We start from the raw sequence: 15,595 nt of genomic DNA on the forward strand, positions 1-15,595 counted from the left end.
GAAAGAATCTCCTCGAAAGGGAAAGGATTTGCTAGAATAGCCCTATGAATACAGATTACAGGAAGTACCTTAAACTGCTGGCTGAGAAGTATCCGAGTCAGCAGGCGGTCTGCCGCGAAATCATCAACCTCAACGCCATTTTGAACCTGCCCAAGGGGACAGAGCATTTCATGTCTGATCTCCACGGCGAGTATGAGGCCTTCTACCACATCGTCAACAACTGCTCAGGCGTGATCCGGGAGAAGATCCAGATGATTTTCGAGGATGAGATGACAGAGGCGGAGCGACGGGACCTGGCAACCCTGGTCTACTACCCCCGCCGCAAGATGGCCCTGCTCAAGCGCCAGGGGAAGATCACAGACGAGTGGTATCTGATGACCCTAAATCGTCTGATTTCCATCGCCCGTTTCCTGTCCGGCAAGTACACCAGGTCAAAGGTCCGCAAGGCCATGTCGCCGGACTTCGCCTACATCATTGACGAGCTTCTCCATATGCAGGCGGATGAGGACAACAATCAGGTGGCCTACCACAGGGAGATTCTGCACACCATTATCGCCTTGAAAAACGCGGAGGAGTTTGTCATCGCCCTGTCCTCCCTGATCAAGCGCCTGGCCGTCGATCACCTGCACATTGTGGGAGACATCTTTGACAGGGGACCCTCCGCGGATAAGATCATGGACTTGCTCATGGGATATCACTCCCTGGATGTCGAGTGGGGGAATCACGATATCCTCTGGATGGGAGCTGCCTGCGGATCCGGGGTCTGCGTCGCCAATGTCCTGCGCAACAATCTGCGACATGGCAATATGGAGATTCTGGAGAGCCGCTACGGGATTAATCTGCGCAAGCTGGTTCTCTTCGCCCTGGAGCAGTACCAGGAGACAGATCCGATCAAGGCGGCCCTGCGGGCGATCAGCGTGATCGCCTATAAGCTGGAAGACCGTGTGATCCGGGAGAATCCGGGATTTGGCATGGATCAGATGCGCCTGTTTTCCCGCTGTGATTTTCGCAATTACAGTGTGGAGATCGAGGGGAAGACCTATCCCCTGAACTGTAGGGATTTCCCGACGGTTGACCCGGATGATCCGACGAAATTATCAGAGGAAGAGAAGATAATCCTGGACGGCCTGGTGGATGATTTCTCCGGTTCCAAGCGTCTGCAGGCCCATGTGGAGTTCCTCTATGAGAAGGGGAGCATCTACCGCGTCTTCAATGATAATGTTCTCTACCACGGCTGCATTCCCATGGATTCCGAGGGGAATCTGGACGGAATCTGCCTGGAGGGAAATGTCTATCGGGGCAGGAGCTACATGGATTATGCCGACCGCATCGCCCGAAGAGCCTACTATCGGACCAGGGATCCCAAGAGCGGCAAGGATTTCAGCCAGCAGGATCACGAGAGGGATCTGGACTTCATGTATTTCCTCTGGGCAGGACCCAAGTCCCCCCTCTGCGGTCGCAGGCTGGCGACCTTTCAGAGGGAGTTCATCGACGATCGGTCGACCTGGGAGGAGCCCACGGATCCCTACTACAATTTCAGCCTGGACCAGCGCTATTGCAATATGATCATGCGTGAGTTCGGGGTCTATTCGCCCATGGGGCACATCATCAACGGCCATACCCCGGTCAAGACGATCCGGGGCGAGAAGCCGGTGCGGGGCGGAGGCAAGCTCTACGTGATAGACGGGGGCTTCTGCGCCGGCATGCACAAGACAACCGGGATCGCGGGCTACACCATGATCTATAATTCGCACGGAATCCGTCTCAAGGAGCACAGGCCCTTTATGGGGATTGAGGATGCCCTTGCCAATAATGACGATATCGAGTCCAGCTCTGAGGTGATTGAGAAGGAGCAGCAGCGCGTGATGGTGCGGGATACGGATATCGGCCGGGGGATCGCCCTGGATATTGAGGATCTGACCTCTCTTCTGGAGATGTACCGGAGCGGGGAGATCGCGGAGCGGTCACTGTAAGAGCTGCTTGAAACAGAAAAGAAGAGGATTACCCGAAAAACACGCGCAGATGAACCGGGTGCCGAGGGGGAACAGCTGTCTGAGACAGGTGAGAGGATGATCACGGGGCGGTGTGTCGGTCTGCCTTAATCCTCCAGGGTATACCCCGTCAGATAGGAGCGGTCGCCCAGATCCTCCAGAAGAGGGATGAAGTCCGCCTGCCCCTGATTTGCGTCCGCCTGATCTACTGCCTCAAAGTAGAGCTCGACCCGTCGAATCAGAGCAGCGGTGGAGTCGTCGATCAGGTCCATGATGCTCTCTCTGCGGGGTCTATGCCCGGGATCCCAGGGGTTGTACCAGGTCTGATGGGAGAGGTTGCAGGGATCGGGATATTTGCGGATGTGATTGCTGACCAGCATACCGGAGACGACGGCGTGTCCCATGCTCAGCTCTTCCGCCCGGCGCAGGAGCTTTCTCTTGGCGTCGGAGGGATCCCGCAGGAGCCTGGCGGTCATGGGAAGACTGAGCAGCGATTCATAAATGGTCCATGACTTGAGACCCAGTTCCGGGTAAGTTCGTCCGATTGCCCGGGAAAGAAGAAGGGTCAGAACCTTTCGCTCGGAGGCAGAGGCTTTAAAATAGCGCTCCGTGTGGTCCATGAGCGGCTCCTGGTTGAGGTAGTAGCGTCCGCAGTCGCTGTCAATATCCGTTTCCAGGAAGACGTGCAGGCCGAAGTCATAGACGGGGCGGTCGGCATGTCTTCTTTTTCGGGTCCGGCAGTAGATATAGGGATGGCAGGTCGAATCCAGGGTGTAGTGACCTATGAAACCGCAGATATAGGCGTCGGCGATAGAGCGGCCCTCATCGGAATTCAGGATCTCTTCCCGGGCGCTCAAGAGGGCGTCGAAGAAATCCATAACCCGGCTGGAGTGCATGACCACCCCCGGGTTTTCGGAGTAGGCCAGGTAGGGGGAGAGGGAGTAGAAGAAGAGATCCGGTCCCTGCTGGCCGATGGCGTAGGCGACCGGATGGCGCGCGATTCGGCTCTTGAGGTCAGCGGGCATGAAGCTGGCGGCCCTGAGGCCAAAGATGTTGTGCGTTTTCATTCCGGGCATGGGAAACCTCCTTGTCTGTATCCGAATCAGCCGTTGATTACAGTATAGTTTTTTTATTCCCAATAGAGAAGGATAGAAGGCGAAGTTGATATAGAGAAGGGTGGATAAGGGGAAAAGGGGAGAGCGATTTCTGCCAACAGAAAAGAGCAAATTTCCAGAGAAAATTCCATAGCGGGGGCTGTGATGGGAGTTTACGATAAGGGGATTGCGATGGGAGTTTTCAACCAATAGAAAAGTGCTCCCTTTTCTACTATAATGGTTGACGTCGGTGTGCTCTCTGAAAGGAATGGATATGACAAATCTGGAATTGCAGAAACATGCGGTTCGAATCCGCAAGGGTATTATTACCGGCGTTCATGCCGGTAAGTCCGGGCATCCGGGCGGCTCTCTTTCTTCTGCTGACCTTCTGACCTATCTCTATTTTGAGGAGATGAAGCTGGATCCGGGGGATCCCAAAAAGGCGGATCGGGATCGTTTTGTCCTTTCCAAGGGGCACAATGCCCCGGCCCTTTACGCGGCTCTGGCGGAGCGGGGATATTTTCCCCCGGAGGATTTAAAGACCCTTCGCCATGTGGGGAGTTATCTGCAGGGGCATCCCTGCATGCAGGAGACGCCAGGGGTGGATGCCTCCTCCGGTTCTCTGGGACAGGGGATCTCTGTCGCGGTCGGCATGGCACTCTCCGCCAGGATGAGCGGGGAGGACTACCGGGTTTACACCCTCTTAGGGGACGGCGAGATCGAAGAGGGACAGGTCTGGGAGGCCGCCATGTTTGCGGGAAACCGCAGGCTTGATAATCTAGTCGCCATCGTAGACTACAACAATTTGCAGATCGACGGGACGCTGGACCAGGTCAACTCGCCGGTTCCCATTCCGGCGAAGTTTGAGGCCTTTCGATGGAATGTCATAGAGGTGATGGACGGCAGCGATTTCGACCAGCTCAGGGAGGCGTTTGCCGGGGCCCGCGCCCATAAGGGGGCGCCAAGCTGTATCGTCATGCACACAGTCAAGGGAAAGGGAGTCTCCTATATGGAGAATGCCTGTGAGTGGCATGGAAAGGCCCCCAATGACGAGCAGTTTGCGCTGGCGATGGAGGAACTGAATCAGGCGGAGGAAGCACTATGTCAGAGATGAGGAAGATTGCGACGCGTGACAGCTATGGCAATGCCCTTGTCGCGCTTGGAAGAGAACACGAGAATTTGGTCGTCTTAGATGCGGATCTGGCAGCGGCCACCAAGACGGGGATGTTCAAGAAGGTCTTTCCGGACCGTCATATTGACTGCGGGATCGCGGAGTCCAACATGATGGGGATTGCCGCGGGACTGGCCACTACCGGCAAGGTGCCCTTTGCGTCCACCTTCGCCATGTTTGCCGCGGGCAGAGCCTTTGAGCAGGTGCGCAACTCCATTGGCTATCCTCATCTGAATGTCAAGATCGGGGCGACACATGCCGGTATCTCCGTCGGGGAGGATGGAGCGACTCACCAGTGCAACGAGGATATTGCCCTCATGCGGACGATTCCCGGGATGACCATTGTCGTCCCCGCGGATGATATTGAGGCCAGAGAGGCAGTGCGGGCCGCATACGAGACAGAGGGGCCCTTTTACCTCCGTTTCGGGCGTCTGGCGGTCCCTGTCATCAATGACAGGCCGGACTATCATTTCGAGCTGGGCAAGGGGAACATTGTCCGCGAGGGGACCGATCTCGCCCTGATTGCCTGCGGTCTGGAACTGGGGGAGGCCCTGCAGGCGGCCGCGCGGCTGGAGGAGGATGGCATTTCGGCCCGTGTCATTAACATGCATACGATCAAGCCCCTGGACCGCGACCTCTTGATCCGGTCCGCCGCTGACTGCGGCAGAGTGGTCACAGTTGAGGAACACTCGATCATCGGTGGGCTGGGATCCGCGGTTGCGGAGACTTTGACGGAAGCGTATCCCGCGAAGCTGCTGCGCATCGGTATTCGCGATCGCTTCGGCGAATCCGGCCCGGCGGCAGAGCTTCTCCATAAGTATCAGCTGGATGCCGAAGGCATTTATCGGCAGATCAGGGCCTGGGTATCAGAGCTATGAATCTGCGATTTCGCGAAAAAGGACCCAGCCCCAAGCTGCGCAGGCAGCTGATCATCCTGGGGCTGGTCTTTTTGTCATCTCTGATTCTCTTCTCTCTTCTGTTTAATTTTCACCGGAGACCCAGGGCACTTTCCATGGACAAGCCCAGTCTGCCGGGGATCAGCGTCGGACTAAAGGACCGGCAAATCAATCGTCTCTTTGCCTATACGACTCCCATGGATGGCAGCTACATGCGGGGAACCGTCACGCCTCTGATTGACGGTGACCGGCTGCAGTTGACGATTGACAGTCTGGGAAAGGCAGTCCAGAGCCTGGATTATGAGCTGCGGTCAGCTGATGGGCAGAATCAGCTGGCGAGCGGTCAGCTGAGCGGCCTGGGAGGCGGCGGGCAGGATCCGTCCGCCGAGATCGACCTGTCCGGCAAATTGGAGGATGAGACGGAGTATTTGCTGACCTTAACCCTCCAGCTGACCGGATCCAAGGAGAAGATCTACTATTATACCAGGGTATTAAAGACCAGGGATGATCACGTAGAGGAGATCTTTGACTTCGCCAGGGATTTTCACGCAAAAAGCCTGTCAGACCAGTACAGGGACCTGTCCGTCTATCTGAATGATCCGAGCCGGGAGGCGAACTCGACAGACCTGACAGATGTGAATTTGGATTCCGGAATTGACCAGATCGGTTATGGCTCTCTGAAGGCCGGCCAGGTCCGGGAACCGGATTATTCCTTCACGGATATCAATGCCAATTACTGTATGCTGGAGTCCAGCTTCATCCTGAGGAAGGATGACCAGGGGACAAGCCGCTATTTTACGGTGCATGAGTACTTTCGGGTTCGCTACAGCACAAGGCGCATGTATCTGATGGATTATCAGAGGCGGATGGATCCCATCCAGACGGACGGAAGCATCTCTGTGACGGGAGCCAGACTGAACCTGGGTGTGGGCAATGGGAATCTGAATTGTCTGTCCAATGAGACCGGAAGCCTGATCAGCTTCGTCTCCGGCGGAGATCTCTTTACTTATGATCAGGGGAAGAAAAGCCTCAAGCGGATCTTTTCCTTTCGGGATGACAGCGATCTGACAGATCCTCGCGGCAACTGCGCGGACCACGCATATAAGCTGCTTGGCGTGGATGAGTCGGGAAGCATGGATTTTGTGGTGTACGGGTACATGAATGCCGGGCCTCATGAAGGTCAGGTGGGGATCAACCTGTACCACTATGACTCTGTGACAGGACAGGCCCTGGAGAAGGCCTTCGTCAGAAGCGGGGATTCCTATCAGATCCTGAAGGCTTCTTTCTCAGACCTGCTCTATATGAACGGGAGACGGGATTTTTACCTGATAGTTGACGGGACGGCAGTTCGAATCGACTTAAACAGGGGGAAGACGACAGAGCTGCTGCGGGGGCTGAAAAAGGGACAGTACGCGGTTTCTGCCTCCGGGCGCTATCTGGCTTACACAGAGGCCAGCGAACCGGCCGACCAGATTCACATTATGGATTTTGAGACGGGAGAGAAGAGGGATCTGACCGCCTCAGATGGGAAGAAGATACAGGTTCTGGCCTTTATGGGCGAGGATCTGGCTTACGGTGTCATCCGTCCGTCGGACCAGACCAAGGACGCGGCAGGCAATGTGATCAGTCCCATGTATCAGGTCAAGATCCACAGTATTTCGGAGGACAAAGAACTGCTGACCTACCAGAAGGACGGGCTCTTTGTGGTGGGCGCTGGCCGCGGCGGGGCGACGCTGACCTTGCGCAGGGTCAGAAGACAGGGCGACCACTATGTGTCTGCTGATTCGGACAGCATACAGAAGAGTCTCACTGAGAAATCCGATTTCTGTGAGATTCAGGCGCAGGAGGATCCGGGTCTGGGAATGGTGACTACAGTGCAGATGACTGATTCCGGCCGGGAGACGACCGGACAGGAGAAGGCGCAGGCGCTGCGTTTTCAGAGGACTGATCTGGCAGCCGCGCCGAAGAAGGCGAGTCTGCAGCTGGATCCCGGCGACCAGGACCTGCGATATTTTGTCTATCAGGGGAGCCGGGTAGACCTGACGACCGACAGCCTGATCGATGCCATCGATCGGGCCGACGCGGACATGGGACTGGTGGTGGACAGCAAGGCGCATACTATCTGGCGCAGGGATAAGCGGGCTTATGTCGGAGCGCTGAGCGGTTTTAAGGTCAATGACACCGACAAGGGGGCAGACGCTTCCAGCCAGGCTCTGTCCGCCATCTTAATGAGGGAGAAGAAGCCGACGAAGGTCTCTGACCTGACTGCTCAGGGCAAGCGACCGGCACAGATTCTCGACGAGAGTCTGCAGGGATTTCTGGCAGTGGATTTGACCGGGGCAAAGCTGTCACAGGTTCTCTACTATGTGTCCAAGGGAAGCGCGGTCTATGCCCTCTTGCCGGGCGGCGAGGCTATCTTGATTGTGGGTTATTCCGCTGATACGATCCGCTATTTTCAGCCTCAGACGGGAAATGTGATTTCCGCCAGAATGGACAGCATCAGCGGGCAGCTGGAGGAGGCGGGAAATGTATTCCTGTCCTACGTGAAAGCGAATTAGCTGGGGCCTGAAAGTGAAGCTGTACCGCTCTGAAAACGACGGGGATCGGGTCTGAAAAATAGACAAAAAACAGCTGAATATTTAGTGAATCTTTCATCTTGCCATCTTCCGCGGATCGCGTTATGTTTGGGCTGAAGAAGGAATTGTATTTGGAGAAGGGAGGTTCTTATGTTAGACCTATCAGCTCTGATGATTCGGATTCTGGATATTTTCCTCTTGTTCAGCCTGGGCGCGATCTACCTTGTCGGTCTCCTGGCTTTCGGATTGGCCTGCTATCGGATCCTCTTTCCGCGCGGCCTGCATAGAGGGCACAGGCTGACGCGGAAGTAAACATTTATTATAGAGCTGTAGACAGTGGCACAATGAAATGCACTCTTCGCGAGTATTCCATCGTTATGAATCATTGACCCCCTCGGTGTTTTTGACATCCGAGGGGGTCAATGACAGATTGAGAAAGAACTTTTCTTTATAATATAATAATTAAAGTGTTAAAGATGTAGTTGTTATGGAGCGTTTGCGCTACAGCGCAGCGATGACTTTTTGATGCCCATATCATATATAGATGCGAGTAAGAGTTGAAAATGGGTTATTGACATGGAACAGTACGATCGAGACATATTTGATCATCTGGATGATTTTTCTACAGAAGAACTCCTGGGGCGCAAATCCAGGAGGATAGACTTAAGTAAAATCAGTGATTTTATTTGCAATAAGAACGTTCTTGTGACCGGAGGTGGAGGTTCCATTGGCTCTGAACTCTGTCGGCAGATAGCGAAGAATCAACCAAAGCAATTAATTATCTTTGACATCTACGAGAACAGTAGTTATGGTCTTCAGCGGGAACTTATGGAGCGGTATCCCGATCTGAATCTGACCGTTCAGATCGGATCGGTGAGAGATCTTCTTAAGTTGCTGGATCTGTTCGAAAAATTTCGTCCGGATATTGTCTTTCATGCGGCTGCGCATAAGCATGTGCCACTTATGGAAGACAGTCCCTGTGAGGCGATAAAAAATAATGTGGGGGGGACATATAAGACGGCTCTGGCAGCGGCGGCATTCGGGGCGGAGAAGTTCGTGCTGATTTCCACAGATAAGGCAGTCAATCCCACCAGTGTTATGGGGGCTTCAAAACGGATCTGTGAGCAGGTGATACAGGCGTTTGACCGTCTGATGAAAGAGGGAGAGCAGGGACAGATTCTGGAACTTGCTGATTGTGATGGGGAGTCGGAATGCAAGGCGATGCTTGCGGAGCGCATGAGAGACGCGAAGACGGACTTGGTGGCTGTGCGTTTTGGGAATGTGCTTGGAAGCAATGGGTCTGTGATACCGATTTTTCAGCGCCAGATAGCAAGAGGCGGCCCCGTCACAGTTACGCATCCAGACATGACCCGTTTTTTTATGACGATTCCGGAGGCGGCTAGTTTGGTTCTGCAGGCAGGAAGTTACGCCCGTGGAGGAGAGATATTTATTCTGGATATGGGAGAACCGGTTCGAATTGACGATCTGGCCAGAAAAATGATTTGTCTGGCAGGTTATAAACCGGGAGTGGATATTAAGATTCAATATACAGGTCTTCGCCCGGGAGAGAAGCTTTATGAGGAGAAACTGATGGCAGAAGAAGGGATACGCAAGACGCCAAATAACTTGATTTATATCGCGTCGCCGATCCATTTTGATCCGGCTGCTTTTCTGGCGCAAATCCAGCATTTGCAGATTCTTGCCATGCAAAATGCAGAGGCTATGACAGAAGCGATTCGACAGGCGGTGCCAACCTTTCGCCCTCTAAGTATGAATGAAAGAAAAGATGAAAAGAGAGAGGGGAGCCCTCCGGATCTGGACTCTGATGGAAAAGGACTTTGAAATGAGTGGATGAGGACAATACCAATTTCGCTTTGGATCAGATCAAATATATGACTGGCAAGGAGCCAAAGAGAATTGATTCTGATAATGTGCTGACTTCGGTCAGGAATCTCTATGAGGATCAGGGGCAGGCGCTTGTTCTGTCCGAAAATTATGCGACAGTTATTGGAGATCTGGATACCTATAGGAATTTTGCGCAAGAAACGAAGATGGTTGCTAGTTTTCATCGCACAGAGCAGGCCTCCCCGGAAGGGACAAAGGGCAGAAATATCTGTATGAGCATACGATCTGCGGCATGCATGATTGTCTAAAAACAGAGAACCAACTACTATATTTCGCCTTTCCCGGAGGAAAGTATGCGTGATATAGTAGCTGGTTCTTATTGTTAGACAGACGAATACACAGGAAATAGCACCCTGTGATTAGAAGGTTTCTCTGATCCGGCCGGATAGATCCTTATGCCTCTTTGTGCTCCTCCTTGTACTTGCTTACCAGTCTCTGGATTCGGTCATAGGGATCCAGGAGTCTGGCGATGGAATTGTCGTGATTCAAGGTGTCGATGATATAGGCGATGTACTTGCTCATTCCGCAGCTGATGTAGTAGTCGCGGGAGAGGAGCTCTTCGCTCTGGTACACCAGATTGGTGGTGACGACCTTGTAGATGATCCCGTCCGCGATGGCCTTGTCGAATCTGGCCATACCCTTGGTGAAGAGGCCGAAGGTGGCGATGACGAAGATTCGGTTCGCCCCGCGGCGCTTGAGCTCAGAGGCGACATCGATCATGGACTCGCCGGAAGCGATCATGTCGTCGACGATCCAGACATCCTTGCCCTCGACGGGAGCGCCCAGGAATTCGTGGGCTACGATGGGGTTGCGGCCGTCGACGATCCTGGAGTAGTCACGGCGCTTGTAGAACATGCCCATCTCAACGCCCAGGATAGAGGCGATGTAGACGGCGCGCTGGGTGCCGCCCTCATCGGGGGAGATGATCATCAGATGATCATTGTCCAGCTTGAGGTCATCGCAGTTATGGCAAATTCCCTTGATGAACTGATATGCGCAGGTCACGGTGTCAAAGCCGTGCAGGGGGATGGCGTTCTGAACCCTGGGATCGTGCGCGTCGAAGGTGATGATATTGTCGACGCCCATGGAGACCAGCTCCTGCAGGGCCAGCGCGCAGTCTAAGGATTCTCTGGAGGAGCGGCGGTGCTGCCTGCCCTCGTAGAGGAAGGGCATAATGACTGTGATGCGATGAGCCTTGCCCTCAACTGCGGCGATGATACGCTTTAAGTCGGAGTAGTGGTCATCGGGAGACATGTGGTTGCACTCGCCGCACATGTCGTAAGTCAGATTGTGGTTGGTGACGTCGACCATGATATAGAGGTCTAAGCCGCGCACGGATTGCTCGATGGTACCCTTGGCCTCACCGGAGCCGAAGCGGGGGGTGTGAGCTTTGACAATGTAGCTCCCCTCCGTGTAGACGGGCTCTTCATTGCTGTTGGCGCGCTCTGAATCCCTCTCCTGGCGCCAGGTGGTCAGCCAGCGGTTGATCCGGTCTCCGATATCAGTGCAGCTCTTGAGGGGGATGACTCCCAGGGGCGCGACCGGGTTGCTCTCCAGTAACAGCTTGTCATTTGGCATTTTGCTCTCCTTATTGTTGGGTTTACGATTGCTCTATTTTCTTAAGGACACGGATATCCTGTCCGTAGAGCCGGATGAAAGAATAATTGCTGGCCAGGCGGGAGTAGACGCGGTCCGAATAGGTATCCCGCAGTTGACCCATATCCAGGTTGGAGGAAATCACGGTGGATTTCTTCCGCAGGAGGCGCTCGTTGACCACCTCAAAGAACTTGGAGTTGGTGAAGGAATTATTCATCTCCGTGCCGAGATCGTCGATGATCAGCAGGTCACAGCTGAAAATGTTATCGGATTCCCTGCCGGCCTCCTCGTCGTGGCGGAAGGTGGAAGCTTCAAAGGCCTTGAGCAATTGGAAGGCGGTGAAGTAGATTACCGAGTGCCCCTTTTGCATGAGCGCGTTGGCGATGCAGTTGGACAGAAAGGTCTTTCCTATGCCGGGCATACCGATCAGCATTAGGTTACCACCATCTCTGTCGAAATTGTCCACATAAGAATGGCAGAAAGCAAGGGCCTCTTTGGCAATTTCGTAGGAAGATTTGCCGCTTCTGGGGTCAATTTGCTCTCTGGAGTAATAGTCGAGCCGGAAGAGGTCGAAATTCTCACTCTGAAAGCGGTCGGTCAGATTGGACTGGGTGTAGATCAGATCAATCGCCGCCTGCTTAAAACAGTGGCAGCGCCGGCCATTGATATAGCCGGTGTCCTGACAGTCAGGGCAATCATAGGGTGGGACCAGGTAATCGGAGGGATAGCCAGCCTCCTCCATCGTCTGTATTTTCTGTCGGCAGAGGTCTTTGATTTGCTCATGCAATGCCGATTTAGAGGGGGAGTTCTCCGAATCTGTCTCCCCGTCCGTCTCCCCGTTTTTTTTGATTCTGGCGCGGGCCGCCTGCATGCTGACAGAGCGGATCTGGTCGTCAAGATCACGCAGGAGGGGAAGCTTCTTGTAGAGCTCAGCTTGTCTGGCATCGATGATGCGCCGATTGCGGAACTGTTTCTGCTGGTATTCCCGCATCAGCTGGTCATACTGTGTGTTGGTCAGTGGCATAGGATCCTCAGTTCTTGATCAGGGCGTCTTCTAAAGCTGCGATATCGTAGTCTCCCTGGGAGAAGTTATGAAAGCGGTTCTTCTTGCTGGCGGCTGTCTGCCAGCCGCCGGCCTGCGTCTGTCCGCCGGTCTTTTGGCTGTCAGAGGAGGTCTTTTTCTGCTCCATGTACCTTGCATCCAGCTGCATGATGTCAGCGCGGCTGGATACGCCCTGGCGGTACCAGCTGTTTAAGATACTGTTGGCATATTCGAAGCTGGGCCTGGAAATATTGGAAATGGTTCTGCGGCAGGCTTCCGCCACAATTTCCTCGTCGAATTTGAGGTCACAGACCCAATGCTGCAGATGCTCCTGCTCACTGGCGGCCATGGAGCGATTTTTGATGCCGAACTCATTCATCACGGTCCGGTAGACAGAAGAGCGGATCTCGTTCTGTTTCTTGGCCTCCTGGGGATCGAGGATCTTCTTCTCAGCCCAGGAGAGAGCGATCCGATCCATATAGTAGATGGAGGAATGACTGTTATCAATACAGTATTCAATCAGATACTCGATCAGCTCGGAAGAGAAGTGAAGGCTGTCCTTCCAATAGAGAATGGTCTCAATCTCCTTGTGGGTCAGGGGCCTGCCGAAGTAAGTCTGAGCGACATAGAGGAGCTCGCGGACACTTTCATCCGCGGAAAAGGCATTGATCTGCTCGGGGCTGTAGGCAGGCCGATCATTGATGGAAGGATACTTTCCCGTACCAGGATCGATCACAGGGGAGACGGGGCCTGACATTCTGTCTGCATCGGGAAGGATATTCTCTTTCTCCGGAAGATTGAGCATACAGATCCCGGTCAGCTGATCCTTCGCGTTGTACTCCAGGCGCAGGATCAGGACGGACTCCCAGTAAGAGAGGGCCCGGCGCACATCCTTTTCCGTCAGATCCAGATGGTCGGCAATGCTTGGCAGAGACAGATCCATATGGCGGTCCTCCAGACAGCGGAGAAGATAGAGGTAGACCTTGACATATTCCCCGTTGGCATCCCTCATATAGCGGTCAATAAACGCGTTTGGAACGCAGGTCACCTGCCTGCCGTCGCTGGTATGGATCTTTACATCTGACATGATAACTTCCCTTTTTTTCCTTGAAACACGCCTGCGATTATACCATAGAGACAGGCGGCGAAAAAGGCGCAGAGCCCGGAAGAAAGAGGCTCCGCTCCAATTGTGCGTATGTGGATAAATGCCTAAAAAGCCTATGGACAGGGGCAAAAAAATCCACACCGGCTGTGAATAAAAAGAGACAGACAGGTGTGGAAGAGGTGGATAAGTCTTAGCGGAGCAAGTCCTCTCCAATCTGCACGACATTTCCGGCCCCCATGGTTATCAACAGGTCCCCGTCGATAGAATTTTTCTTCAGATAGTCCTCAATTTCCTCGAAAGAAGGAAAATAGAGACAGTCGACGCCGGCGGCGTCCAGCCGTTTCTTGATATCCAGGGAGCTGACGCCGTAAATATCCTGTTCTCTGGCCGCATAGATATCGGCCAGGATGACCTGGTCCGCGGCGGAAAGGGCGTCGGCAAAGTCCTCTAAGAAGGCCTTGGTTCTGGTATAGGTGTGGGGCTGGAATACGACGACAATGCGCTTGTGCGGATAGTTCTTGGCGGCTGCTAACGAGGCGCGGATCTCTGTGGGGTGGTGGGCGTAGTCGTCGATGACGGTAGCCCCATGGAATTTCCCCTTATATTGGAAGCGGCGGTCTGCTCCGTGAAACTTGGCAAAGCCCTCCCGGATCTCTTCTTCGCTCAGGCCCATGCGGTGAGCGACCGCCAGGACGGAGAGGGCATTGCCGATGTTATGGCGGCCCGGCACATGCAGCCGGATCAGAGGAAGGGTCTGCTGGCGAAAATGGGGAATGAAGCTGGCACAGCCGAAGTGATCATAGCTGATCTGGCTGGGATACCAGTCGCAGCTGTCGTCGAAACCATAGGTCTGTACATCGGATTTGACGTCGGCGACCAGAGACTGCCAGTCATTGATTTCACCGTTGATGACGAGCAGACCCTTGTCGGCCGTGTTCTCGGCAAAGCGCTTAAAGGAGCGGCGGATATCGTCCAAATCCTTAAAGAAGTCCAGATGTTCTGCCTCAATGTTTAAGATGACACTGTACTTGGGGTAAAACTCCAAAAAGGAGTTGGTGTATTCGCAGGCCTCGGCGACGAAACGGTCAGAGTTTCCCACATGGACATTGGAGTGGATGGCGTCTAAGATACCGCCGACAGAGATGGTGGGCTTCTGATCGGACTCTAAAAGGAGCATGGACATCATGGATGTGCTTGTGGTCTTGCCGTGCGTTCCCGCGATGGCGATGGACTCCGGGTAGTGGCTCATGATCTGTCCCAGGAGCTGGGCCCGGGTCAGCATGGGCTTTTTGCTGGCGCTTGCGGCAATCCATTCGGGGTTATCCGGGGAGATGGCGGCCGTGTAGACGAAGCAGTCGATGTCGTCCGTGACATTGGCGGCGGACTGGGGACAGGCAATCTTCGCGCCCAGGGAAGACAGGTGTTCTGTGATCGCGGAGGGAGACCGGTCGGAGCCGGAAACCGTGAAGTGACGGTCCAGCAGGATCTCAGCCAAACCGCTCATGCTGATACCGCCGATGCCAATGAAATGGACATGTATCGGCTGCGTAAAGTCAATCTGAAACATAGGGCACCTCTTCTCTAGTCATATGATTGTCTTCATTATATACGAAGCCTTTCTTTTTTCAATTTTGAATGGGGAGCTTCCCCGCCTCCCCGGCAGAAATAGATTGACGCGGCTTTCCCCTCTATGCTATATTATTTTGGCGATGGAAGAGCGTCTTTTTTTTATGTCTATTTTCGGGTACTTTCCGCCCGAAGGACAGGAATTGACGCGACAGCATACTCTTAATGAAATTGGAGGTAGAAGTTGTGCGCACAAGAATAACATTGGCATGCACAGAATGCCAGAGACGGAACTACAACACGACCAAGGATAAGAAGACGCATCCCGATCGTGTTGAGACCAAGAAGTATTGCCCCTTCTGCAAGAGACACACTCTGCACAAAGAGACAAAATAATCTCAGCTAGGAGACGCTATGGCAAATGAATCAAAGTCCAAGACCGGTTTTTGGACAGGAATCAAGCATGAATTCTCTAAGATTACATGGCCCTCAATCAACCAGGTGTCCAGAGAATCGGTAGCGGTCGTTGTGACTAGCGTTATCACTGCCGCAATTATTGTGGCTGTCGATTTCGTTGTCCACTTCGGGCTTAATTTTCTGGTGAATTTCAATCTGAAGTGATAGCTGTAAGGCTGTACAAGGAGGAGAGAATT

General features: G+C 53.8%; 14 protein-coding genes. 9 read left to right on the top strand and 5 right to left on the bottom strand.

The window, feature by feature from the left end; genetic code table 11:
* Positions 1-44 precede the first annotated feature (44 nt).
* Positions 45-1,973 (top strand): fructose-bisphosphatase class III, encoded by a 1,929-nt coding sequence (locus HMPREF1508_RS09415; protein WP_044961445.1) that lies wholly within the window; start codon positions 45-47, stop codon positions 1,971-1,973.
* Between the two features lie 125 nt (positions 1,974-2,098).
* On the opposite strand, the gene HMPREF1508_RS09775 is transcribed toward HMPREF1508_RS09415, so the two are convergent.
* Entirely contained in the window at positions 2,099-3,067 is a 969-nt protein-coding gene (locus HMPREF1508_RS09775) for a zinc dependent phospholipase C family protein (RefSeq protein ID WP_049906972.1), read from the bottom strand.
* Positions 3,068-3,359: 292 nt separating this feature from the next.
* Here HMPREF1508_RS09775 and HMPREF1508_RS09425 point away from each other — a divergent pair, with 292 nt between their 5' ends.
* From HMPREF1508_RS09425 to HMPREF1508_RS09445, 6 genes are all read left to right on the top strand, one after another.
* A complete protein-coding gene (locus tag HMPREF1508_RS09425; protein WP_044961447.1) occupies positions 3,360-4,199 on the top strand; it encodes a transketolase in 840 nt (279 codons plus the stop codon).
* Positions 4,187-5,134: a transketolase family protein gene (locus HMPREF1508_RS09430; protein WP_044961448.1), complete on the top strand. Its 948-nt coding sequence runs from the start codon at positions 4,187-4,189 to the stop codon at positions 5,132-5,134. The genes HMPREF1508_RS09425 and HMPREF1508_RS09430 overlap by 13 nt, the downstream gene beginning before the upstream one ends.
* Positions 5,131-7,710, top strand: a complete 2,580-nt coding sequence (locus HMPREF1508_RS09435; RefSeq protein WP_044961450.1) for a hypothetical protein — start codon at positions 5,131-5,133, stop codon at positions 7,708-7,710. The genes HMPREF1508_RS09430 and HMPREF1508_RS09435 overlap by 4 nt, the downstream gene beginning before the upstream one ends.
* 168 nt (positions 7,711-7,878) lie before the next feature.
* Complete coding sequence (locus tag HMPREF1508_RS10285) at positions 7,879-8,040, top strand: hypothetical protein (protein WP_156923226.1); 162 nt, start codon at positions 7,879-7,881, stop codon at positions 8,038-8,040.
* A gap of 264 nt (positions 8,041-8,304) precedes the next feature.
* Positions 8,305-9,570 carry a UDP-N-acetylglucosamine 4,6-dehydratase family protein gene (locus tag HMPREF1508_RS09440; protein ID WP_049906973.1) on the top strand — a complete coding sequence of 422 codons (1,266 nt, stop codon included), beginning with the start codon at positions 8,305-8,307 and terminating at the stop codon, positions 9,568-9,570.
* Between the two features lie 5 nt (positions 9,571-9,575).
* On the top strand, positions 9,576-9,881 hold the full coding sequence (locus HMPREF1508_RS09445) for a hypothetical protein (protein WP_044961452.1): 306 nt from the start codon (positions 9,576-9,578) through the stop codon (positions 9,879-9,881).
* 145 nt (positions 9,882-10,026) lie between these two features.
* Here HMPREF1508_RS09445 and HMPREF1508_RS09450 read toward each other — a convergent pair whose 3' ends face one another.
* The 4 genes from HMPREF1508_RS09450 to murC all read right to left on the bottom strand — a co-directional run bounded on the left by HMPREF1508_RS09450 (position 10,027) and on the right by murC (position 14,943).
* A complete protein-coding gene (locus tag HMPREF1508_RS09450; protein ID WP_044961453.1) occupies positions 10,027-11,211 on the bottom strand; it encodes a ribose-phosphate pyrophosphokinase in 1,185 nt (394 codons plus the stop codon).
* A 22-nt stretch (positions 11,212-11,233) separates the two neighbouring features.
* Positions 11,234-12,253: an ATP-binding protein gene (locus HMPREF1508_RS09455; RefSeq protein WP_044961454.1), complete on the bottom strand. Its 1,020-nt coding sequence runs from the start codon at positions 12,251-12,253 to the stop codon at positions 11,234-11,236.
* A 7-nt stretch (positions 12,254-12,260) separates the two neighbouring features.
* A complete protein-coding gene (locus HMPREF1508_RS09460; protein ID WP_044961455.1) occupies positions 12,261-13,358 on the bottom strand; it encodes a DnaD domain protein in 1,098 nt (365 codons plus the stop codon).
* A gap of 208 nt (positions 13,359-13,566) precedes the next feature.
* Positions 13,567-14,943 carry a UDP-N-acetylmuramate--L-alanine ligase gene (gene murC / locus HMPREF1508_RS09465; protein WP_006907226.1) on the bottom strand — a complete coding sequence of 459 codons (1,377 nt, stop codon included), beginning with the start codon at positions 14,941-14,943 and terminating at the stop codon, positions 13,567-13,569.
* A 245-nt stretch (positions 14,944-15,188) separates the two neighbouring features.
* Here murC and rpmG point away from each other — a divergent pair, with 245 nt between their 5' ends.
* Positions 15,189-15,338 (top strand): 50S ribosomal protein L33, encoded by a 150-nt coding sequence (gene rpmG / locus HMPREF1508_RS10055; protein ID WP_156784547.1) that lies wholly within the window; start codon positions 15,189-15,191, stop codon positions 15,336-15,338.
* Positions 15,339-15,356: 18 nt separating this feature from the next.
* On the top strand, positions 15,357-15,563 hold the full coding sequence (secE, locus tag HMPREF1508_RS09475) for a preprotein translocase subunit SecE (RefSeq protein WP_006907228.1): 207 nt from the start codon (positions 15,357-15,359) through the stop codon (positions 15,561-15,563).
* Positions 15,564-15,595: the final 32 nt, after the last annotated feature.

This window comes from Shuttleworthella sp. MSX8B, assembly GCF_000524295.1.
Classification (GTDB): Bacteria; Bacillota; Clostridia; order Lachnospirales; family Lachnospiraceae; genus Shuttleworthia; species Shuttleworthia satelles.

Excerpts from the sequence above, each read along its gene's own strand:
- HMPREF1508_RS09415 (WP_044961445.1), top strand. The coding sequence starts at position 45 with ATGAATACAGATTACAGGAAGTACCTTAAACTGCTGGCTGAGAAGTAT.
- HMPREF1508_RS09775 (WP_049906972.1), bottom strand. The coding sequence starts at position 3,067 with ATGCCCGGAATGAAAACGCACAACATCTTTGGCCTCAGGGCCGCCAGC.
- HMPREF1508_RS09425 (WP_044961447.1), top strand. The coding sequence starts at position 3,360 with ATGACAAATCTGGAATTGCAGAAACATGCGGTTCGAATCCGCAAGGGT.
- HMPREF1508_RS09430 (WP_044961448.1), top strand. The coding sequence starts at position 4,187 with ATGTCAGAGATGAGGAAGATTGCGACGCGTGACAGCTATGGCAATGCC.
- HMPREF1508_RS09435 (WP_044961450.1), top strand. The coding sequence starts at position 5,131 with ATGAATCTGCGATTTCGCGAAAAAGGACCCAGCCCCAAGCTGCGCAGG.
- HMPREF1508_RS10285 (WP_156923226.1), top strand. The coding sequence starts at position 7,879 with ATGTTAGACCTATCAGCTCTGATGATTCGGATTCTGGATATTTTCCTC.
- HMPREF1508_RS09440 (WP_049906973.1), top strand. The coding sequence starts at position 8,305 with ATGGAACAGTACGATCGAGACATATTTGATCATCTGGATGATTTTTCT.
- HMPREF1508_RS09450 (WP_044961453.1), bottom strand. The coding sequence starts at position 11,211 with ATGCCAAATGACAAGCTGTTACTGGAGAGCAACCCGGTCGCGCCCCTG.
- HMPREF1508_RS09455 (WP_044961454.1), bottom strand. The coding sequence starts at position 12,253 with ATGCCACTGACCAACACACAGTATGACCAGCTGATGCGGGAATACCAG.
- HMPREF1508_RS09460 (WP_044961455.1), bottom strand. The coding sequence starts at position 13,358 with ATGTCAGATGTAAAGATCCATACCAGCGACGGCAGGCAGGTGACCTGC.
- murC (WP_006907226.1), bottom strand. The coding sequence starts at position 14,943 with ATGTTTCAGATTGACTTTACGCAGCCGATACATGTCCATTTCATTGGC.
- secE (WP_006907228.1), top strand. The coding sequence starts at position 15,357 with ATGGCAAATGAATCAAAGTCCAAGACCGGTTTTTGGACAGGAATCAAG.